At 71.8% G+C, this 19,991-nt stretch carries 20 protein-coding genes; 8 read left to right on the forward strand and 12 right to left on the reverse strand.

Annotated elements, in window-relative coordinates:
- Positions 1 to 81: 81 nt before the first annotated feature.
- From JNO54_RS13125 to glmS, 3 genes are read right to left on the reverse strand one after another with little or no spacing between them, the layout of a single operon-like run.
- Complete coding sequence (locus tag JNO54_RS13125; protein WP_307818218.1) at positions 82 to 891, reverse strand: GNAT family N-acetyltransferase; 810 nt, start codon at positions 889 to 891, stop codon at positions 82 to 84.
- Positions 888 to 2,357 (reverse strand): bifunctional ADP-dependent NAD(P)H-hydrate dehydratase/NAD(P)H-hydrate epimerase, encoded by a 1,470-nt coding sequence (locus JNO54_RS13130; RefSeq protein WP_307818219.1) that lies wholly within the window; start codon positions 2,355 to 2,357, stop codon positions 888 to 890. The genes JNO54_RS13125 and JNO54_RS13130 overlap by 4 nt, the downstream gene beginning before the upstream one ends.
- Before the next feature lie 18 nt (positions 2,358 to 2,375).
- Positions 2,376 to 4,235 (reverse strand): glutamine--fructose-6-phosphate transaminase (isomerizing), encoded by a 1,860-nt coding sequence (gene glmS, locus JNO54_RS13135; protein ID WP_204144294.1) that lies wholly within the window; start codon positions 4,233 to 4,235, stop codon positions 2,376 to 2,378.
- A gap of 77 nt (positions 4,236 to 4,312) precedes the next feature.
- Here glmS and coaA point away from each other — a divergent pair, with 77 nt between their 5' ends.
- Complete coding sequence (gene coaA, locus JNO54_RS13140; RefSeq protein ID WP_307818220.1) at positions 4,313 to 5,260, forward strand: type I pantothenate kinase; 948 nt, start codon at positions 4,313 to 4,315, stop codon at positions 5,258 to 5,260.
- On the opposite strand, the gene JNO54_RS13145 is transcribed toward coaA, so the two are convergent.
- The 3 genes from JNO54_RS13145 to JNO54_RS13155 form a co-directional block, all read right to left on the reverse strand.
- On the reverse strand, positions 5,261 to 5,983 hold the full coding sequence (locus JNO54_RS13145) for an aggregation-promoting factor C-terminal-like domain-containing protein (protein WP_233703253.1): 723 nt from the start codon (positions 5,981 to 5,983) through the stop codon (positions 5,261 to 5,263). It lies immediately after the preceding gene.
- Positions 5,984 to 6,146: 163 nt separating this feature from the next.
- Positions 6,147 to 7,463 (reverse strand): RNA 5'-3' helicase PhoH2, encoded by a 1,317-nt coding sequence (phoH2, locus tag JNO54_RS13150; RefSeq protein ID WP_307818244.1) that lies wholly within the window; start codon positions 7,461 to 7,463, stop codon positions 6,147 to 6,149.
- A gap of 329 nt (positions 7,464 to 7,792) precedes the next feature.
- Positions 7,793 to 8,548 (reverse strand): isoprenyl transferase, encoded by a 756-nt coding sequence (locus tag JNO54_RS13155; protein ID WP_204144297.1) that lies wholly within the window; start codon positions 8,546 to 8,548, stop codon positions 7,793 to 7,795.
- A gap of 90 nt (positions 8,549 to 8,638) precedes the next feature.
- Between JNO54_RS13155 and trhA the strand changes: the two genes are divergently transcribed.
- The gene (gene trhA / locus JNO54_RS13160) at positions 8,639 to 9,367 is read left to right on the forward strand and encodes a PAQR family membrane homeostasis protein TrhA (RefSeq protein ID WP_204144298.1); all 729 of its coding nucleotides are present in this window, start codon (positions 8,639 to 8,641) and stop codon (positions 9,365 to 9,367) included.
- On the opposite strand, the gene JNO54_RS13165 is transcribed toward trhA, so the two are convergent.
- Together JNO54_RS13165 and mca are read right to left on the reverse strand one after the other, a co-directional pair.
- Complete coding sequence (locus JNO54_RS13165) at positions 9,251 to 9,544, reverse strand: hypothetical protein (RefSeq protein WP_204144299.1); 294 nt, start codon at positions 9,542 to 9,544, stop codon at positions 9,251 to 9,253. The two genes, trhA and JNO54_RS13165, sit on opposite strands and share 117 nt — an antisense overlap.
- Positions 9,541 to 10,464, reverse strand: coding sequence for a mycothiol conjugate amidase Mca (mca, locus tag JNO54_RS13170; protein ID WP_204144736.1), 924 nt, complete (start codon positions 10,462 to 10,464; stop codon positions 9,541 to 9,543). The genes JNO54_RS13165 and mca overlap by 4 nt, the downstream gene beginning before the upstream one ends.
- A gap of 77 nt (positions 10,465 to 10,541) precedes the next feature.
- Between mca and JNO54_RS13175 the strand changes: the two genes are divergently transcribed.
- The 4 genes from JNO54_RS13175 to JNO54_RS13190 all read left to right on the forward strand — a co-directional run bounded on the left by JNO54_RS13175 (position 10,542) and on the right by JNO54_RS13190 (position 12,788).
- Positions 10,542 to 10,946 (forward strand): DUF4307 domain-containing protein, encoded by a 405-nt coding sequence (locus JNO54_RS13175; protein ID WP_204144300.1) that lies wholly within the window; start codon positions 10,542 to 10,544, stop codon positions 10,944 to 10,946.
- A gap of 165 nt (positions 10,947 to 11,111) precedes the next feature.
- Entirely contained in the window at positions 11,112 to 11,603 is a 492-nt protein-coding gene (greA, locus tag JNO54_RS13180; RefSeq protein WP_204144301.1) for a transcription elongation factor GreA, read from the forward strand.
- Between the two features lie 10 nt (positions 11,604 to 11,613).
- A complete protein-coding gene (gene msrA, locus JNO54_RS13185; RefSeq protein WP_204144302.1) occupies positions 11,614 to 12,315 on the forward strand; it encodes a peptide-methionine (S)-S-oxide reductase MsrA in 702 nt (233 codons plus the stop codon).
- 101 nt (positions 12,316 to 12,416) lie between these two features.
- The gene (locus tag JNO54_RS13190; protein WP_204144303.1) at positions 12,417 to 12,788 is read left to right on the forward strand and encodes a VOC family protein; all 372 of its coding nucleotides are present in this window, start codon (positions 12,417 to 12,419) and stop codon (positions 12,786 to 12,788) included.
- 53 nt (positions 12,789 to 12,841) lie between these two features.
- Here JNO54_RS13190 and JNO54_RS13195 read toward each other — a convergent pair whose 3' ends face one another.
- Entirely contained in the window at positions 12,842 to 14,854 is a 2,013-nt protein-coding gene (locus JNO54_RS13195) for an NADPH-dependent 2,4-dienoyl-CoA reductase (RefSeq protein WP_204144304.1), read from the reverse strand.
- 69 nt (positions 14,855 to 14,923) lie between these two features.
- On the opposite strand from JNO54_RS13195, the gene JNO54_RS13200 reads away from it, so the two are divergent.
- A complete protein-coding gene (locus JNO54_RS13200) occupies positions 14,924 to 15,925 on the forward strand; it encodes an SGNH/GDSL hydrolase family protein (RefSeq protein WP_204144305.1) in 1,002 nt (333 codons plus the stop codon).
- 243 nt (positions 15,926 to 16,168) lie between these two features.
- A complete protein-coding gene (locus JNO54_RS13205) occupies positions 16,169 to 17,389 on the forward strand; it encodes an acetyl-CoA C-acetyltransferase (protein WP_204144306.1) in 1,221 nt (406 codons plus the stop codon).
- 45 nt (positions 17,390 to 17,434) lie between these two features.
- On the opposite strand, the gene JNO54_RS13210 is transcribed toward JNO54_RS13205, so the two are convergent.
- The 3 genes from JNO54_RS13210 to JNO54_RS13220 form a co-directional block, all read right to left on the reverse strand.
- On the reverse strand, positions 17,435 to 17,701 hold the full coding sequence (locus JNO54_RS13210; RefSeq protein WP_204144307.1) for a hypothetical protein: 267 nt from the start codon (positions 17,699 to 17,701) through the stop codon (positions 17,435 to 17,437).
- Positions 17,702 to 17,706: 5 nt separating this feature from the next.
- Entirely contained in the window at positions 17,707 to 18,663 is a 957-nt protein-coding gene (locus JNO54_RS13215; protein ID WP_233703254.1) for a Bax inhibitor-1/YccA family protein, read from the reverse strand.
- 147 nt (positions 18,664 to 18,810) lie between these two features.
- Entirely contained in the window at positions 18,811 to 19,989 is a 1,179-nt protein-coding gene (locus JNO54_RS13220; protein ID WP_204144309.1) for a cystathionine gamma-synthase, read from the reverse strand.
- Positions 19,990 to 19,991 lie beyond the last annotated feature (2 nt).

Below are 19,991 nucleotides of genomic sequence, written 5' to 3' on the forward strand. Positions count from 1 at the left end.
GGGCTGCGACGACCCGTCAGGCTCACCCCTGCGCACCGTCCGGCAGGGTGCCCAGCAGCGGTGGGCCTGCCGGGCACCAGGTCAGCGGTGCCACTCGTAGGGGGTCGTCGTCGTCACCCGGACGAATCCGGAGCGCTCGAGGATCGGCCGGGAGTCCTCGGTGGAGTCCGAGTGGAGGTATCGCACGCCGCGCTCCATGGCCGACCGGGCGCGGGCCGCGGTGAGGGCGCGGTAGACGCCCCGGCGGCGCCAGTCGGCGCGGGTCGAGCCGCCCCAGATACCGGCGAAGGGGGTGCCAGGCACGGGTTCGAGCCGGCCGCTGCTGACGATCTCGCCGCCCGCCTCGGCCACCCACATCTCGAGGTCGCCCTCCCCGGAGAGCACCCGGCGCACAAGCTCGTCGGCCATCCGCTGCTCGACCTGCGGCGGCGAGCCGAAGACCGCGCTGGCCGCGGCCACCGCGGCGCGCACCTCCGGCTCGGTGAAGACCTGGCGGACGGTGACCCCCGCGGGCGGCTCGTGCTGCACGAGCGCCTCGGCCGGGCCGATCATCACCGACTCCTCCTCGTCCGCGACGAACCCTCGGGCGGTCAGTGCCTCGATGAGCCCCGGTGCCTCGTCGTGGCTGCGGGTCTTCCACTCGAAGGAGGTGATGGTGGGGTCGCCCACGAGCCGGTCGACGACCTCGTCGACGAGTGCGCGGACATCGCTCGCGTCGAGCCCCTCGAGGTCCTGACAGCTGACGAACCCACGGCCACCGTCGTAGTGGCCGATCGCCACCGGCCCGACCCGCTCGCTCCGGTGCGCCGAGGGCATCTGCATCTCGTAGGGACGGAGGACCTTGTCGTACTGGCTCAGCAGGTCCGCGCGGTCGGTGGTGGGCTCGCTCACCCGTCGGATGCTGCCAGGAGACGGGCGATGGTGCGACCGACTTCTGCGGCGACGGCGAGCGCCCGGACCGGGCCGCCCGGGTTGGCGTCGTGCCCGGCCTCGCCGTGGACGAGCGCCCCGAGAGCCCCGGCGACGTCCGGCTCGAGACCGGCGGCGAGGAGGGTCCCGACGATCCCGGCGAGGACGTCGCCGGCTCCGGCGGTCGCCAGCCAGGCAGGAGCGCCCGACTGCACGTAGACCGGACCGCCCGACGCCGCGACGACGGTCGTCGAGCCCTTGAGCAGCACCGTCGCCCCGGTGAGCTCCCCGAGCCGGCGCGCAGCCCGCACGGGATCGCCCTCGACGTCATCGCGCGTCACCTCGGCCTCGCCGAGGCGGGTGAGCAGCCGGGCCGCCTCCCCCGCGTGCGGGGTGAGCAGCGTCGGCGCCGCCCGGGGGGCGTCGACGAGGTCGAGCCCGCCCGCGTCGACGAGGACCGGCAGGTCCGAGGCGAGGGCCTCCCGCGCCACGTCGAGCTGCGCCTTGGCCCCCTTCGCCCGGCTCGCGACGTCAAGGCCCGGGCCGATCACCCAGGCCTGGACCTGGCCGGGACCGTGGACGGCCTCGGGCACGTGGGCGCGCACGAGCATCTCGGGGGTCGGGGTGCCCACGTAGCGGACCATGCCCGCACCGGCGCAGACCGCGGCGTGCGTGCTGAGCAGGGCCGCGCCCGTGTACTGCTCACCGCCCGCGACGACGCCGAGGACGCCGCGCGAGTACTTGTCGTCGGTGCGGGTCGGGGTGGGCCACAGCCCGGCCACGTCGCCGGGATCGAGCGCGCGGACCGCCGGCTCGGCGGGCTCGGCCACGCCGATGTCGACGACCGTGAGCAGGCCCGTGGCCGCGTCGGTCGGCGGGAGCAGATGGACGGGCTTGGGGGCGATGAAGGTGACCGTCTCGTCGGCGAAGACGGCGTCGGCGACGAGCGGCCCGCCGTCGACGGGCTGGCCCGAAGGGGTGTCCACGGCGATGACGTAGGCGGTCGGGTAGATCGCGTCGACCCACTGCCGGGCGAAGGGGGCCAGCCCGGGTCGTCCACCGATGCCGGTGACGCCGTCGAGCACGACCTGGGCGGCGGCGATGGCCTCGAGCGCGTCCGCACCGGTGCCCTCGAGGACCCGGGCCCCGGCCTCGGTCGCCGCGTCGGCGGCGGCCTGCTGCGCGGGAGACGCGGACACGTCGTGGACGACGGCGGTGGCCTCGAGCCCCCGCCGCGCGAGGCGGGCTGCGGCCCAGAGCGCGTCGGCGCCGTTGTTGCCGGCCCCGACGAGCGCGACCACCCGGGTCACGCCGAGGTCACGCATGCGCCGTCGCGTGACCTTCGCCAGCCCGCGTGCCGCGCGTTGCATCAGCTCACCCGAGACGAGCAGCTCGGGCTGCCCCTCCTCGGCCTGGCGGACCTGGTCTGCGTCGTATGCCGAGATCACGCCTCGACCGTACCGGGCCTACTCGACGGTGACGGACTTCGCGAGGTTGCGCGGCTGGTCGACGTCGAGGCCCTTGGCGGTCGCCAGGTGCAGGGCGAAGACCTGCAGCGGGATGACCGTGAGCAGCGGCTCGAGGAGCGGCGGGGCCTGGGGCACGCGGATGACCTCGTCGGCGAAGGCCACGACGTCCTCGTCCCCCTCCTCGGCGATGACCAGGGTGCGGGCACCGCGGGCGCGGATCTCCTGGATGTTGGAGACGACCTTCTTGTGCAGGTCGTGCGGGGTGTCCGGGCCGGGGACGATGACGAAGACGGGCTGACCGGGCTCGATGAGCGCGATCGGGCCGTGCTTGAGCTCGCCGGCGGCGAAACCCTCGGCGTGGATGTAGGCGAGCTCCTTGAGCTTGAGCGCGCCCTCGAGCGCGATCGGGTAGCCGACGTTGCGCCCGAGGAAGAGCACGGCGCGCGAGTCGGCCATGAAGCGGGCGATCTCGGCCACCCGGTCCATCGAGCCGAGCAGGGTCTCGATCTTCTCCGGGATCTCGGCGAGCTCGGCCATGACGTTCTTCGCGTCGTCGGCGTACTGCTTGCCGCGCAGCTGCGAGAGGTAAAGACCAAGGACGTAGCAGGCGGTGATCTGGGCGACGAAGGCCTTCGTCGAGGCGACGGCGATCTCCGGGCCGGCGTGGGTGTAGAGGACCGCGTCGGACTCGCGCGGGATCGTGCTCCCGTGCGTGTTGCAGATCGAGATGGTCAGCGCACCGAGCTCGTTGGCGTGCTTGACCGCCATGAGGGTGTCCATCGTCTCGCCGGACTGGCTGATCGAGACGACGAGGGTGCGCTCGTCGACGATCGGGTCGCAGTAGCGGAACTCGTGGGCGAGCGAGACCTCGACGGGGATGCGGGTCCAGTGCTCGATCGCGTACTTGGCCGTCATGCCCGCGTAGGCGGCGGTGCCGCAGGCGACGACGTAGATGCGGTTGATGCCGGAGAGCTGCTCCTCGGAGATGCGCAGCTCGTCGAGGACGAGGCGACCGGTCTCGTCGGTGCGGCCGAGGAGGGTGTCGCGGACGGCGTGCGGCTGGTCGTGGATCTCCTTCTCCATGAAGGTGTCGTAGCCACCCTTCTCCGCGGCGGCCGCGTCCCAGGTGACCTCGTAGGCCTTGCCCTCGGCCGGGGAGCCGTCGAAGTTGATGACCTCGTGGCTCGTCGGCGTGATCGTGACGATCTGGTCCTGCGCGAGCTCGAGCGCGTTGCGGGTGTAGCCGATGAAGGCGGCGACGTCGGAGCCGAGGAAGTTCTCCCCCTCGCCGAGGCCGACCACGAGCGGGCTGTTGCGGCGGGCGGCGACGACCGTGTCGGGGGCGTCGGCGTGGACCGCGAGGAGGGTGAAGGCACCCTCGAGCCGGTTGACGACCTGACGCATCGCCTCGGTGAGGTCACCGGCCTCCTCGAACGCGCGCGCGACGAGGTGGGCCGAGACCTCGGTGTCGGTCTCGCTGCGGAACTCGACGCCCTGCTCGAGCAGCTCGTTCTTCAGCGCGTGGAAGTTCTCGATGATCCCGTTGTGCACGACGGCGAGCTTGTTGTCCGTCCCGCCGCGGTGGGGGTGGGCGTTGGCGTCGGTCGGTCCGCCGTGGGTCGCCCAGCGGGTGTGCCCGATGGCCGTGGCCGAAGGGGGGAGGTCACGGGCCTCGAGGGCGGCCCGGAGGTTCTCCAGCTTGCCGGCCTTCTTGTCGCCGACGACCTCGCCGTCCGCGACGAGCGCGACACCGGCCGAGTCGTAGCCCCGGTACTCGAGGCGGGCCAGGCCCTCCATGACGACGCCGAGCGCCTTGTCGTCGGCGTTCGGCCCCACGTAACCCACGATTCCACACATGGTCGCCAGGGTATCCGCCCGGGGCGGCCTGCCCGCTATCCCGCAGTGCGACACGGCGGGTGCGACACAATGGCGACGTGTCGCACGCCCCCGTCGTCTCCCCCTTCGTCGATCTCGACCGGTCTGCGTGGGCGCGGCTGCGCGAGAACCACCCGATGAACCTCAGCGCGGAGGACATCGCGCGGGTGCAGGGTCTGGGCGACCGCGTCGACCTCGACGAGGTCGAGGAGGTCTACCTCCCGCTCTCCCGGCTGCTGCACTTCTACGTCGAGGCGACCTACGGACTCCACCTCGCGACGAGCGAGTTCCTCGGCGAGCGCCCGGGACGCACCCCCTTCGTCATCGGGGTCGCCGGCTCGGTGGCCGTCGGCAAGTCGACCACCGCCCGCATCCTCCAGGAGCTGCTGAGCCGCTGGCCGCACACGCCGCACGTCGAGCTCGTGACGACCGACGGCTTCCTCTACCCCAACGCCGAGCTCGAGCGGCGGGGCCTGCTGCAGCGCAAGGGGTTCCCGGAGAGCTACGACCGCCGCAAGCTGCTGCGCTTCGTCGCCGACGTCAAGGCCGGGCGCGCGGAGGTCCGCGCCCCCGTCTACTCGCACCTGACCTACGACATCGTCCCCGGCGAGAAGATCGTCGTCCGCAAGCCGGCGGTGCTCATCGTCGAGGGGCTCAACGTGCTGCAGCCACCCCGGGTCGACGCGCACGGGCGCTCGGGGCTGGCGGTCAGCGACTTCTTCGACTTCTCGGTCTACGTCGACGCGACCGTCGCCAACATCCGGGAGTGGTACGTCTCCCGCTTCCTGTCGCTGCGCGCGACGGCCTTCGCCGACCCCGCCTCGTACTTCCACCGGTACGCGCAGCTCACCGACGAGGAGGCTCGCGAGACGGCGCTGGGGATCTGGGCGCGGATCAACGAGCCCAACCTGCGCGACAACGTCCAGCCGTCACGCAGCCGGGCGACGCTCATCCTCACGAAGAGCGCGAACCACGAGGTGAGCCGGATCCGCCTGCGGAAGGTCTGATCAGTACCAGTGGGGGCTCTGGGCGTTCCAGAAGCTCAGCGCGCCGCAGGGTGAGCCGTAGGACTGCTTGATGTAGTCCAGCCCCCACCGGATCTGGGTCACCGGGTTGGTCTTCCAGTCGGGTCCCGCGCTGGCCATCTTGCTCGCCGGCAGCGACTGCGGGATGCCGTAGGCGCCCGAGGTCGGGTTGGTCGCGGTGTGGTCCCAGTCGCTCTCGCCGATCCACAGCATGTTGAGGCAGCCGAACTGCTCGTCGCCCCAGCCCATGTCGCGCACCATCTGCTGGGCGTACGCCTTCGGGTTGGCCTGCACGGCCTTGAGCTTCTCCTGCGCCGCCTTGCGCTTGCGCGCCTCGGCGGCCTTCTTGCGCTCTGCGGCCGCCTTCTTCTCGGCCGCCTTCCTGCGGACCTCGGCGAGCCGCTCCTGCTCTCGGCTCGCGCTGCGGCTGGCGGCCGCGGTGCGCCGGTCCTGCTCGAGGCGCTGCACGTCGGTGCTCGTGGCGGCGGTGAGGGCGGTGAGGGCGTCGCCGGAGGGGGCGAGCCGGCCGGAGGCGGGCTCGCCCGCGCCGGCGGCGGAGGACGGACCGGCCTCGACCGTCGCCCCGACGGAGGCGACGAGCGCGAGCGCGATGCCGGCGCCGACGACGGGTCGCCGGACCGAGGCAGGGGACGGCACGCGCGCCTGGCGCTTCGCACCGTGCCGCGGGGTGTACTGCGAGCTCAAAGCTGATCCTCCTCATGGCGCGACCACCCGTCGGTGCTGCAGGGGACGGGTGGTCGCTCCTGGCCTGTGGTCTCACGGCGGCGCCTGGCAGCAGACGCGTCGTTACCGATCTGAGACCTTACCGGGGCCGGCCGGTGCCCTCAAGCTGGCGTGCGCCGGACGCTCAGATCTCCCCTCCCTCGAGGAGGTCGGTGACGAGCGCCGCGATGGGACTGCGCTCGCTGCGGGTCAGGGTGACGTGGGCGAAGAGGGGGTGCCCCTTGAGCCGCTCGATGACCGCGGCGACCCCGTCGTGCCGCCCGACGCGGAGGTTGTCGCGCTGGGCGACGTCATGGGTGAGCACGATCTTGGAGTTCTGCCCGATGCGCGACATCACGGTGAGCAGGACGTTGCGCTCGAGGCTCTGCGCCTCGTCGACGATGACGTACGCGTCGTGCAACGAGCGCCCGCGGATGTGGGTCAGGGGCAGGACCTCGAGCATGTCGCGGTCCATGACCTCCTCGACGACCTCCTTGGAGACGAGCGCCCCGAGGGTGTCGAAGACGGCCTGCGCCCAGGGCCCCATCTTCTCGTTCTCCGAGCCCGGCAGGTAGCCCAGCTCCTGGCCGCCGACGGCGTAGAGCGGGCGGAAGACGACGACCTTGCGGTGCTGGCGCCGCTCCATGACGGCCTCGAGCCCGGCGCACAGCGCCAGGGCGCTCTTGCCGGTGCCGGCGCTGCCGCCGAGGCTGACGATGCCGACGTCGGGGTCGAGCAGGAGGTCGAGGGCGATGCGCTGCTCGGCGCTGCGGCCGTGCAGGCCGAAGGCGTCGCGGTCGCCGCGGACGAGGCGGATCTGGCGGTCCGGCGTCACCCGGCCCAGGGCGCTCCCCCGCGGGGAGGTGAGCCGCAGGCCCGTGTGGCACGGCATCTCCGCGACATCGGGATGCTCGATCCGCGCGTGCTCGTAGAGCGCGTCGACGTCCTCGGCCGAGAGCGCGAGGTCGGCGACGCCGGTCCAGCCCGAGTCGATGCTCGACTGCTCGGCGCGGTACTCCTGCGCGTCGAGGCCGACGGCCGAGGCCTTGACCCGCATCGGGAGGTCCTTGCTGACGATCGTCACCTTGTGGCCCTCGTCGGCGAGGTTCTTGGCCACCGCGAGGATGCGGGTGTCGTTGTCGCCGAGCCGGAAGCCGGCGGGCAGCGCGGAGGGGTCGGTGTGGTTGAGCTCGACGCGCAGCGTCCCGCCGTCGGGGCTCACCTGGATCAGGGCGTCGAGCCGGCCGACGGAGACCCGGAGGTCGTCGAGGAGGCGAAGGGCGGTCCGGGCGAAGTAGCCGAGCTCGGGGTGGTGACGCTTGCCCTCGAGCTCGGTGATGACGACGACAGGGAGCACGACCTCGTGCTCCTTGAAGCGCAGGATCGCTCGCGGGTCGGAGAGCAGCACCGAGGTGTCGAGCACGTAGGTGCACGTGCCCTGCTCGACGCTGGGCAGCGTCACGGGGTCCGCGGCGCTGAGCTCGGACGGGGCGAGATCGATGGTCGTGGACACTGCTGCCTCCCTGTCGCACGCCCGCGCCGTCCGGCGCGTGCGCGCCGTCAGTCTCGGATGGTGAGCCGGACCCGCTCCCGGAGCTGGCACCGGGGCCGGGACCGGCCCGTCGTGCGAAGCAGCAGCTCCATGTTCGGGCCTCCCGGACGAGCCACATGGGGCGACCCGTCCCGGCGAATGTAAGCCCGGGCGATCGCCCTCGGCACCACCGTCCGCGCGTGTCGCGGGAGTGTTCAGCGAACGGTCACGCGCGCGACACCGAGGCGTCCCGGCGGTGGTCAGGCACCGAAGCGGCGCTGCCGCTCGCCGTACGCGCGCAGCGCACGCAGGAAGTCGACCTTGCGGAAGTCGGGCCAGTAGGCCTCGCAGAAGTAGAACTCGCTGTGCGCGCTCTGCCAGAGGAGGAAGCCGGAGAGCCGCTGCTCCCCCGACGTGCGGATGACGAGGTCGGGGTCGGGCTGGCCCGCGGTGTAGAGGTGGTCGGCGATCGTCTCGGTCGTCACCGACCGGGCGACGTCCTCGAGCGTCTCGCCGCGCTCGGCGGCCTTGCGGAGCAGCGAGCGCACGGCGTCGGCGATCTCCTGCCGGCCGCCGTACCCCACGGCGACGTTGACGACGAGGCCGTCGACGTCGGCGGTCTGCTCGGCCGCGCGGCGCAGGGCCGCTGCCGTCTCGACCGGCAGCAGGTCGAGGGCGCCCGCCGGGTGGACGCGCCACCGCCCGGTCGCGGCGATGTCCGAGACGACCCCCTCGATGATCCGCAGCAGCGGCTGGAGCTCGTCCTGCGACCGGGCGAGGTTGTCCGTCGAGAGCAGCCACAGGGTGACCACCTCGACACCGGCCTCGTCGCACCACTGGAGGAAGTTCGCGATGTTCGCCGCCCCGGCCCGGTGCCCGTGCTCGGTCTGGGCCCCCCGCGCCTTGGCGAAGCGGCGGTTGCCGTCGACGATCATCCCCACGTGCCGCGGGACCCCCACCCGGGCGACCTCGCGCGCGAGCCGAGCCTCGTACGCCGCGTACAGCGGATTGCGCACTCCTGCTCCTCGTCTCCCGACCGACGGTGGTCCGGACAGCAACCTATCGCGCGGGGTCCAGACCCCGGTCTCTCCGGTACCGTCGAGACCATGCGATCCGAGGGCCACGACCTGCGTGAGCGCGCGCACGACGTGGCGCGAGACGTCTCCGAGCACGTCGACGAGTTCGTCGACGCGGTCAAGCCCCACCTGCGTGGCTGGCTGCACCTCGCGATGGCCCCGCTCGCCCTCATCGGGGGCATGGTCCTCATGAGCACGGCCCCGACGATGAAGGGGCGCATCGCCGCATTCGTCTTCACCCTGACCGCCGGGCTGCTCTTCACGACCTCGGCCGTCTACCACCGGGGCCACTGGTCGGCCAAGGTCGACGCGCTCCTGCGGCGCTGGGACCACGCGAACATCTTCTTGATCATCGCGGGCAGCTACACGCCCTTCGCGATGCTGCTCCCACGCAACCAGGCGATCACGCTGCTCGCGATCGTCTGGTCGGGCGCGATCCTCGGGGTGCTCTTCCGCGTCTTCTGGATCGGGGCTCCGCGCTGGCTCTACGTCCCCGTCTACATGGCGCTCGGCTGGGTCGCCGTCTTCTACATCGGCCCGCTGCTCACGCACGGCGGCGCGCTCATCATGGGCCTCGTCGTCCTCGGCGGGCTGCTCTACACGGCCGGCGCCGTGGTCTACGGCCTCAAGCGACCGAACCCGTCACCGCGGTGGTTCGGGTTCCACGAGATCTTCCATGCCCTGACCATCCTCGCCTTCATCGCGCACTTCGCCGCCGCGGCCCTGGCCCTCTACGGACCGGTCGCGCAGCACGCCTGAGGCGTCGCTCCGGGCGCGCTCGGTGCGCTCGTCCGTGACCCGGTGCGCCTCGGCGATGCGCATGCGGCGCAGCCGCTTGAACATGCTGCGCATGATGATCCACAGCCCGATCGCGAGGAAGAAGAAGGCGACGAAGGCCCACCATCCGGGGCCGATCTCGGTGCTCGGTGCGGTCATCGCCAGTCCTTCACGGTCGGCTCCGCGCGGTCGTCGCGCAGGAGGGTGGGTCGGCTCGTCGCGAGCTCGTCGGCCCGGGCGGGGTCGATGCCGGCGAAGAGGTCGTCCTCGTCGTCATCGGTCTCGACGTAGGCCATCGCCAGCTCGAAGTCGTCGGTCGGCCAGACCTCGGCCTGGATGTCGTTGGTCACGGCGAAGAACGCGCCGTCGGGGTCGACCTGGGTGGCGTGCGCCCGCAACGCGTCGTCGCGGACGTCGAAGTACTCCGCGGCGGGGATGCGGGTGGAGATGCGTCGCTCCGGTCGGTCCTCCCAGCGCGCCAGCCAGTCCTCGAAGGGGGACTCGATGCCGCGCTCGAGCAGGGCCTGGTGGTAGGTCTGCAGCCGCTCCTTGTGGAAGCCGCCGTTGTAGTAGAGCTTGAGCGGCTGCCACGGCTCGCCGGCGTGCGGGTAGCGGTCGGGGTCGCCCGCCGCGAGGAAGGCCTCGACGGAGACCCGGTTGGTCATGATGTGGTCGGGGTGCGGGTAGCCGCCGTTCTCGTCGTACGTCGTCATGACGTGCGGGCGGAAGCGACGGATCTCGCGGACGAGGGCCTCGGCCGGGGTGTCGATGTCCTCGAGGGCGAAGCAGCCGACGGGCAGCGGCGGGCGCGGGTCCCCCTCGGGCAGGCCGGAGTCGACGAAGCCGAGCCAGGTGTGCTCGCACCCGAGGATCGCGATCGCGCGCGCCATCTCGTCGCGACGGACCTGGGCGAGGTCGCGCAGGATGTGCGCGTCGTCCTTGAGCGCGGGGTTGAGGACGTCGCCGCGCTCACCCCCCGTGCAGGAGACGACGAGGACACGGTGGCCCTCGGCGACGTACTTGGCGGTGGTGGCCGCGCCCTTGCTCGACTCGTCGTCGGGATGGGCGTGGACGGCCATGAGGCGCAGGGGTTCCACAGTCACTCTTCCTCGTTTGGGACGATAGGCGTGATTCTCTCACCTTCAGGAGCCCCCGCATGAGCAGCACCCCCGCCGACGACCCCTTCGACGAGGGCGACGACGAAGGGGCGAGCCCGGCTCGGTCCCAGCGCTTCTGGTGGGTGGTCGGCTCGCTGCTCGTCGTCGCGGCGACGGCCGTCGTCGTGTGGTTCGGCATCGAGGGGACGCGTGGGACGGTCACCGCGACCGACGTCGCCTTCACCCGCCAGCCGCGCCAGGTGACGATGGTCTTCGACGTCGACCGGCCCACGGGCATGGTCGTCACCTGTCACGTCAAGGCGCTCGACAAGAGCTACGCCACCGTCGGGTCCGTCGACGTCGAGGTGCCGGCCAGCACCGAGCGCTCGACCCGGCAGACCGTCGAGATCCGCACGACCACCCAGGCCGTCACGGCCACGGTGGACCACTGCCGCAAGGTCTGACCCCTTCGCCCGTCCGCGACCAGATCTCGCGACGAGGTGGACTCGGTCCGCCTCCTTGTTAGACTGGCCTGATACCGAGAACGAGGTCTGGACCGCCCGGTCCAGACCTCGTGACTATTCCGCCCAGGCACCGTCGCCCGGGTGACGCATGTGAGGAGCAAGACCGTGAGCGAGACAGCGACCAAGGCTTCGTACCTGACCAAGGACGCCTTCGACCGCCTCCAGACCGAGCTGCGCGAGCTCTCGGGCCCCGGCCGCGTCGAGATCGCCAAGCGCATCGAGGCGGCCCGCGAGGAGGGCGACCTCAAGGAGAACGGCGGCTACCACGCGGCCAAGGAGGAGCAGGGCAAGATGGAGGCCCGCATCCGCCAGCTGACCCAGATCCTCGACAACGCGACGGTCGGCGAGGCCCCGCCGGACGACGGTGTCGTCGAGCCGGGCATGATCGTCACCGTCAAGCTCTTCGGCGACGAGGAGACCTTCCTCCTCGGCTCCCGCGAGATCGCCGGCGAGAGCGACCTCGACGTCTACTCCGAGCAGTCCCCGCTCGGCGCCGCGATCAACGGCAAGCAGGCCGGCGAGACCACGACCTACAACGCCCCCAACGGCAAGAGCATCGAGGTCGAGATCGTCTCCGCGAAGCCCTACGAGAGCTGACCAGCGGCTGATGTTCGGCTTCCGCCCCACGCCCGAGATGGTCACCCCCGAGGCCGCCCTGCCCGGCCGGCGGGAGTACCCCTTCGCCCTGCCGACCGAGCACCGGGTCCTCGAGGCCTCCCCCACCGGCCCGTGGCCCGAGGACACCGAGGTGCTCTTCGTCGCCATGGGCTGCTTCTGGGGCGCCGAGCGGATCATGTGGCGCCTGCCCGGGGTGCTCACGACCGCGGCCGGGTACATGGGCGGGTACACGCCGCACCCGTCGTACGAGGAGACCTGCACCGGGCAGACCGGGCACACCGAGGCCGTCCTCGTCGCCTACGACCCCGAGGAGATCCGGCCCGAGGAGATCCTCAAGGCGTTCTGGGAGAACCACGACCCGACGACGCCGAACCGGCAGGGCAACGACGTCGGCACGCAGTACCGCTCGGCGATCTACTGGACGACGCCCGAGCAGGAGGCGGCGGTGCGCGCCACGCACGACGCCTTCCAGGGCGAGCTGACCCGGCACGGGCACGGCTCGATCACCACCGAGGAGCGCCCGGCGAGCGAGGCGGGGGTCTTCTACTACGCCGAGCCGTACCACCAGCAGTACCTCGACGCGAACCCCGGTGGATATTGCAACCACGGGCCGAACGGCCTGACCTGCCAGGTCGGGCTCGTCCGCCAGGACGAGGTCCCGGCGCAGGTCGACGTCGAGCCGCCCGCCTGACCCGGACGGCTGCCGACCGTTCACCGGAGCGTCGCTGACGGCTGTCGGAGGGCGGGTCTAGCGTCGGGAGCGCCAGCAGGTCCCCGACGAAGGAGTCAGCCATGCCGCACGGCGACATCACCCACATCGACATCCCCGTGAGCGACATCGCGGCCGCCCAGGACTTCTACTCCGGCCTCTTCGGCTGGCAGATCTCCGCCCCGCCCGGCTTCGAGGACTACCCGATGTGGCAGGCCCCGAACAAGATCAGCGGCGGTGGCCTCGCCCCGCGCGAGGACGGCTTCACCCAGCCCCGCAGCTACGTCGAGGTCGACTCCATCGACGAGACCCTCGCGAAGGTCACCGAGTCGGGCGGCAGCGTCGTCATGGAGCGCTCACCGATCAGCGAGACGAGCTGGTGGGCCATCTTCGCCGACCCCGACGGCAACCACATCGGCCTCTACGAGGGGACCACCGAGGTCGGCACGGGCTGACCGACCACGGGTCTGCCTCTCGGTCACGTCCCGCGACGGCTCCCGAGCCCCCGTCACAACGCCGCGGCGACCTCCGTCCCCTGACGGATCGCACGCTTCGCGTCGAGCTCGGAGGCGACGTCGGCGCCACCGATGACGGTGACCTTGACCCCCTTCGCCTCGAGCGGCTCGACGAGGTCACGGACCGACTCCTGGCCCGCGCAGACGACGACGTGGTCGACGTCGAGGACACGCTGCTCGCCGTCGACGGTGATGTGCAGGCCCGCGTCGTCGATCCGGTCGTAGGTCGCGCCGGTGATCTGGCCGACGCCCTTCATCTTCAGGGCGGCGCGGTGGACCCAGCCGGTCGTCTTGCCGAGACCGGCGCCGATCTTGGTCGTCTTGCGCTGCACGAGGTAGACCTCGCGCGGCGACGGCTCGACCTGCGGCTCGACGAGGCCGCCGCGGTTGTCGGAGTCGGCGTCGATCCCCCACTCGCGCTCCCACGCCTGCAGGTCGAGGGTCGGGCTGTGCGTCGTCGTGAGGAACTCCGTGACGTCGACCCCGATGCCGCCCGCGCCGATGACGGCGACACGCGGTCCCACCTCGACCTCACCGAGGACGACCTGGGGGTAGGTGAGCACCTTCGGGTGGTCGATGCCCTCGATCTGCGGCACGCGTGGCTCGACACCGGTCGCGAGGACGACCTCGTCGAAGTCCGAGAGCGTCTCCTCGTCGGCACGCGTCCCGAGGTGGACCTTGACGCCGGTGAGGTCGAGCTGGGTGCGGTAGTAGCGGACCGTCTCGGCGAACTCCTCCTTGCCGGGGATGCGCATCGCGATGGCGAACTGCCCGCCGATGTCCTCCCCCGCCTCGAAGAGCTCGACCCGGTGGCCACGCTGGGCGGCGGTCACCGCGGCGGACAGCCCGGCCGGTCCGGCACCGACGACCGCGACGTGCTTGACCGTGCGGGTCGGACCGATGACCAGCTCGGTCTCGTGAGCGGCGCGCGGGTTGACCAGGCAGCTCGCGGTCTTGCGCTCGAAGGTGTGGTCGAGGCAGGCCTGGTTGCAGCCGATGCACGTGTTGATCTCGTCGACGCGCCCCTCCTGCGCCTTGATCGCCCAGTCCTCGTCGGCGAGGAAGGGCCGCGCCATCTGGATGAGGTCGGCCTTGCCCGCCGCGAGGATGGACTCCGCGACGTCCGGCATGTTGATCCGGTTCGACGTGACGACGGGGACGGAGACGTGCTCGCGCAGCCGGGCCGCCATGTCGACGAAGGCCGCCCGCGGCACCGAGGTGACGATCGTCGGGACGCGCGCCTCGTGCCAGCCGATGCCGGTCGAGATGATCGTCGCGCCGGCCGCCTCGATCTCCTTGGCGAGAGCGACGATCTCCTCCCAGGTCTGGCCGTCCTCGACGAGGTCGAGCACGGAGAGTCGGTACAAGATGATGAAGTCCTCGCCGACCGCCGCCCGGGCGGTACGCACGATCTCCACGGCGATCCGGCGCCGGTTCTCCGCCGAGCCGCCCCAGCCGTCCTCGCGCTTGTTCGTGCGCGGCGCGAGGAACTGGTTGATGAAGTAGCCCTCGGAGCCCATGATCTCGATGCCGTCGTAGCCCGCCTCGCGGGCCAGCTCGGCCGCGCGGCCGTACGAGCGGATCTGGCGGCGGACGCCCCGCTCCGAGAGCGCCCGGGGGACGAAGGGGGTGATCGGCGACTTGATCGCCGAGGGCGCCACCTTGATCGGCGAGTACGCGTACCGGCCGGCGTGCAGGACCTGGAGGGCGATCTTCCCGCCCTCCTTGTGCACCGCGTCGGTGATCTGGCGGTGGCGGCGGGCCTCGCGACGGGTCGTGATCTTCGAGGACCCCGGGTAGAAGGAACCCTCGAGGTTCGGCGAGAAGCCGCCCGTGACGATGAGGCCCACACCCCCCTTCGCCCGCTCGGCGAAGAAGGTCGCGAGCCGCTCGAAGTCGCGCGCCCGGTCCTCGAGGCCGGTGTGCATCGACCCCATGATCGTGCGGTTGCGCAGGGTGGTGAAGCCGAGGTCGAGCGGCTCGAAGAGGTGCGGGAAGTCGGTCATCGGTCCTTCTACGTCGGGGGGAGGGGAAGCGCACACTAGTCTGGCCGTTCCGCACGCGAAAGGACACCGATGAGCGGCGTGACACGACTCGCATGGCGAGCCGCGACGGCTACTGGTGCAACGGCGCTCACCGGCGCGGCCCTCGCCGGCCTCGGCTACGGCCTCATCCAGGTCGAGGGCCGGATCGCGCGGCGTGTCGTCGGTCGGCCCTTCGAGGGGGCGCCCGACGACGACGGCGTCTACGGCGCGGCCCCTGGCGACCCCGTCCAGCTCATCGTCCTCGGCGACTCCACCGCCGCCGGCATGGGCGCCGACACCCGCTACCAGACGATCGGCGCGATCATCGCGACCGGGCTCGCCGCGATCATGGGCCGCCCCGTCGAGCTGACGAACGAGGCGGACATCGGCGCCGAGTCCAGCGCTCTCACCGCCCAGCTCTCGCGGGCACTCGCCCGCGTGGACCACCCCGACATCGCGGTCATCCTCATCGGCGCCAACGACGTCACCCACCGGATCGACCGCAGCACCGCCGTGCGGCACCTCGAGCGGACCGTGCGCTACCTGCGGACCCTCGACGTGCCCGTCGTCGTCGGGACGTGCCCCGACCTCGGCACCGTCGAGCCGATCCCCTTCCCGCTCAACGCGCTGCTGCGCCGGTGGAGCCGCGAGCTGGCCGCCGCGCAGACCGTCGCCGTCGTCGAGGCCGGGGCGCGCACCGTCTCCCTGGCGGACCTGCTGGGACCCGAGTTCGAGGCCAGCCCGTCGGTGATGTTCAGCCAGGACCGGTTCCACCCCTCCGCCGCCGGGTACGCCCGCGTCGCGAGCGCGCTGCTGCCGAGCGTGGCGGCGGCGCTCGATGCCTGGCCGGGCGGGGCGGAGCGTGACACCGATCCGGAGCCCTCCCGCGGTGAGGGTCTGGGCTCGATCGACGACGCGGCCGGCCGCGCGGTCGAGACCCCCGGCGCCGAGGTGAGCGCGGCGACCATCGACGGCCGCGTGGCCGGGCCGCTGGGTCGCTGGGCGGTGCTGCGTCGCCGGCTGGTCACCCCTTCGCCCGACGCCACCGGCTGACCCGCCGCACCCGCCGCAGCCGCCCCACCCCACCCCCCTCCCATACCCCCTCCCCTCGCCCCCTCCCCCCTTCGCACGAGCCAAGGCTCCTACCCGGTCGATCCGTCCTCCCCCGACGCACGAGCCTTGGCTCGTGCGATCGGGTGACCCTGCCCACGGGGGCGCGCCGACGCCACGCCGTCTGCCCTAGGCTCAGAGAGACTGCGGCCCCGCCGCGGACCCACCCCCGACGCAGGAGGACCTGTGACCGAAGCCGTCATCGTCTCGACCGCCCGCTCCCCCATCGGACGCGCCTTCAAGGGCTCGCTGAAGGATCTCCGTCCTGACGACCTGTCGGCCCAGATGGTCAAGGCCGCCCTCGACAAGATCGGCCTCGACGGCGACACCGTCGACGACCTCCACTGGGGCTGCGCCGAGCCGAGCCACAAGGCCGGGTCCAACATGGCCCGCGTCATCGCCGTGCTCGCCGGCTACGACAAGCTGCCCGGCACGACGGTCAACCGCTTCTGCGCCTCGTCGGTGCAGACCACGCGCATGGCCTACCACGCGATCAAGGCCGGCGAGGGCGACATCTTCGTCTCCGGCGGCGTCGAGTGCGTCAGCCAGTACCAGAGCTTCGCCGGTGCAGGCGGGGTCGACAACGACGCGATGAACCCGCTCTTCGCAGACGCCCAGGCCCGCTCCGCGGAGATGGCCCGGTCCAACGAGACGTGGACCGACCCGCGCGAGCAGGGCCTGCTGCCCGACGTCTACCTGGCGATGGGCCAGACGGCCGAGAACGTCGCCACCTCGCGCGGCATGGACCGCCTCCGCATGGACGAGTGGGGCGTGCGCTCCCAGAACCGCGCCGAGGAGGCCATCAAGGCCGGCTTCTTCGAGCGCGAGATCATCCCCGTCACCCTCGCCGACGGCACCGTCGTCTCCGCCGACGACGGCCCCCGCGCCGGTGTCACCCTCGAGGCCGTCCAGGGACTCAAGCCGGTCTTCCGCGAGCAGGGCGTCATCACCGCCGGCAACTGCTGCCCGCTCAACGACGGCGCCGCCGCGGTCGTCGTCATGAGCGACACCAAGGCCAAGGAGCTCGGCCTCACCCCGCTCGCGCGGGTCGTCGCCACCGGCGTCTCCGGCCTCTCCCCCGAGATCATGGGCATGGGCCCGGTCGAGGCCTCGCGCAAGGCGCTCGCCAACGCCGGCATGTCGATCTCGGACATGGACCTCTACGAGATCAACGAGGCCTTCGCCGTCCAGGTGCTCGCCTCCGCCGACGACCTCGGCATGGACGAGGACAAGCTCAACGTCCACGGCGGCGCGATCGCCCTCGGCCACCCCTTCGGTGCCACCGGCGCGCGGATCACGACGACGCTGCTCAACGGCCTCTCCGCCACGGACGGGACCTTCGGTCTCGAGACGATGTGCGTCGGCGGCGGCCAGGGCATGGCGATCATCTACGAGCGCCTCAGCTGATCCCCGTCGACGAAGGCCCCCGACCGGCTCGGTCGGGGGCCTTCGTCACGCCCAGGTGAGGCGAAGGGAGGCGAGCCGGTCTGCCAGGCCCGGCACCTCCCCCTTCGCGCAGGCGTCGTAGACGACGACCCTCAGCTGGTCGGCCAGGACGGCCGGGCCGAGGTCCGGCAGGGACTGCCCCGCGAGCTCCGCGAGGAGGTCGTGGACGCCCGCAGACGCAGCGACCGCGCGGTCCCACGGCAGCTGGTGCCACCGTCGGACCGCGCGGTCGAGCTCGGCTGCGACATCGTCCGGGACGGGCGAGCGCAGCACGGGCGTCACTCGCTGCGCAGGCGACCGAGGAGTCGCAGGATCTCCAGGTACAGCCAGACGAGCGTGGCGACGAGGCCGAGCGCGAGCGTCCAGGAGTAGGACTCCGGCGCGTTGGTGCGGATCGCGGTATCGATGTTGTCGAAGTCGAGCGCCAGCGTGACCGACGCGAGACCGACCGCGAAGATCGAGATGCCGATCCCGAGCATGCCGCTGCCGCCGATGCCGAAGGGGGTGCTCGTGATCATCGCGTAGGCGAGGTTGATCAGGGCGAAGACGAAGTACCCGAGGACCATCATCGAGACGACGGCGCGGAACTTCTGGGTCACCTTGACGATGCCGGACTTGTAGAGGAAGAGCATCGCGCCGAAGACGCACAGGGTCGCGAGGACCGCCTGGACGACGATGCTCTGGAAGATCGGCAGCGTCTGGCCGGTGACGGCGACGTCGAAGACCTCGTGGTAGCTGCGGCTGATCGCGCCGACGAAGAGGCCCTGGAAGACCGCGTACGCGACGGCCAGCGCCGGGCTGACCGGCTTCTTGGAGAACATCAGGTAGAGGGTGATGCCGAGACCGCCGACGAGGCCGACGCCCCAGACCGCCAGACCCAGGGTCGGCGCGAGGAACCACGCGGGGACCGCGGCGGCAAGCATGACCGCGAAGAGGGCCGCCGTCTTCATGATGACGTCGTCGATCGTCACCGACCGGCCACCGTCGCCACCCCAGCCGCCGCCGTGCTGGACCGTGGGGTCCTGCGGGAAGCCGGGCTGGGTCTGCTGGTAGCCGCCCTGCTGGCCGGAGCCCTGCTGGCCGTAGCCCTGCTGGCCGTAGCCCTGCTGCGGGCCGCCGTACTGCGGCGTCTGCGTCTGCTGGTAGCCGCCCTGCGGGGTCTGGGCGTGGTCGCGGAAGCCGACGTAGCCGTTGCGGGCGTCCTGCTCGACGCGGCCAAGGATGGGGTTGGACATGCGGGCCTCTTTCATGGGGTCCGTGGAGATACTGCTGACAAGACTAAGGCCCGGGGCTGCGCGAGCATTCCGCGCCACCCCGGGCCCACCCCTGCCTGCGTCCGCCACCGTGGGGCCGATGACCCCACGGTGGCGGACGCAAAGGGGTCAGATGCCGTCGAGGGCCTGGGTGAGGTCGGCGAGGAGGTCGTCGGCGTCCTCGATGCCCACGGAGAGCCGGACGAGGTCGTCGGGGACCTCGAGCTGCGAGCCCGCCGTCGAGGCGTGCGTCATCGCGCCGGGGTGCTCGATGAGCGACTCGATGCCGCCGAGCGACTCCGCGAGGGTGAAGATCTCGGTCCGCGCGCACAGCCGCTGCGCCGCCTCGCGACCCCCGGCCATGCGCACCGAGATCATCCCGCCGAAGCGGCTCATCTGACGAGCCGCGACCTCGTGCCCCGGGTGCTCGGGCAACCCCGGGTAGAGCACGTGGGTGATCTCTCGGCGGTACTGCAGCAGCTCGACGATCGCCTCGGCGTTGTCGCAGTGCCGCTCCATCCGCACACCGAGCGTCTTGATGCCACGCATCGTGAGGTACGCGTCGAATGGGCCGGGGACGCCGCCGGAGCCGTTCTGCAGGAAGGCGATGTCGCTGTCCAGCTGCTCGTCGTCGGTGACGAGGAGGCCGCCGACGACGTCGCTGTGGCCACCGAGGTACTTCGTGCTCGAGTGGAGGACGGCGTCGGCGCCGAGCGCGAGCGGCTGCTGCAGGTAGGGGCTGGCGAAGGTGTTGTCGACGACGAGCCGCGCCCCGCCGGCGTGGGCGACCTCGGCGGCTGCCGCGATGTCGCCGACGTTGAGCAGCGGGTTGGTCGGCGTCTCGAGCCACACGAGCTTGGTGCTCGGACGCATCGCGGCGCGGATCGCGTCGACGTCGCCGACGGGTGCTGGCGTGTGCTCGATCCCCCACTGGGAGAAGACCTTGTCGATGAGCCGGAAGGTGCCGCCGTACGCGTCGTCGGGGATGACGAGGTGATCACCCGGGCGCAGCGTCGCCCGCAGGAGGGCATCGGTCGCCGCCATCCCGGAGGCGAAGGCGCGGCCGTGCGACCCCCCTTCGATCGAGGCGGCGTTGGCCTCGAGGGCCTGCCGGGTCGGGTTGCCCGTCCGGGCGTACTCGAAGCCGCCCCGCAGCCCGCCGACGCCGTCCTGGGCGAAGGTCGAGCTCGCGTAGATCGGCACGTTGACCGCGCCGGTGAGCGGGTCCGGGGAGTAGCCGGCGTGGATCGCCCGGGTGGAGAAGCCGTGCGTGGAGTGCGCGTCCGCCGCGCTCTTGTGCTCGCCCATGG

It is taken from the genome of Janibacter endophyticus, assembly GCF_016888335.1.
GTDB lineage: Bacteria > Actinomycetota > Actinomycetes > Actinomycetales > Dermatophilaceae > Marihabitans > Marihabitans endophyticum.

Coding starts and splice junctions, on each gene's coding strand:
- glmS (WP_204144294.1), bottom strand. CDS start 4,235: ATGTGTGGAATCGTGGGTTACGTGGGGCCGAACGCCGACGACAAGGCG.
- trhA (WP_204144298.1), top strand. CDS start 8,639: ATGCGATCCGAGGGCCACGACCTGCGTGAGCGCGCGCACGACGTGGCG.
- JNO54_RS13165 (WP_204144299.1), bottom strand. CDS start 9,544: ATGACCGCACCGAGCACCGAGATCGGCCCCGGATGGTGGGCCTTCGTC.
- mca (WP_204144736.1), bottom strand. CDS start 10,464: ATGGCCGTCCACGCCCATCCCGACGACGAGTCGAGCAAGGGCGCGGCC.
- JNO54_RS13175 (WP_204144300.1), top strand. CDS start 10,542: ATGAGCAGCACCCCCGCCGACGACCCCTTCGACGAGGGCGACGACGAA.
- msrA (WP_204144302.1), top strand. CDS start 11,614: ATGTTCGGCTTCCGCCCCACGCCCGAGATGGTCACCCCCGAGGCCGCC.
- JNO54_RS13190 (WP_204144303.1), top strand. CDS start 12,417: ATGCCGCACGGCGACATCACCCACATCGACATCCCCGTGAGCGACATC.
- JNO54_RS13195 (WP_204144304.1), bottom strand. CDS start 14,854: ATGACCGACTTCCCGCACCTCTTCGAGCCGCTCGACCTCGGCTTCACC.
- JNO54_RS13200 (WP_204144305.1), top strand. CDS start 14,924: ATGAGCGGCGTGACACGACTCGCATGGCGAGCCGCGACGGCTACTGGT.
- JNO54_RS13215 (WP_233703254.1), bottom strand. CDS start 18,663: ATGTCCAACCCCATCCTTGGCCGCGTCGAGCAGGACGCCCGCAACGGC.
- JNO54_RS13220 (WP_204144309.1), bottom strand. CDS start 19,989: ATGGGCGAGCACAAGAGCGCGGCGGACGCGCACTCCACGCACGGCTTC.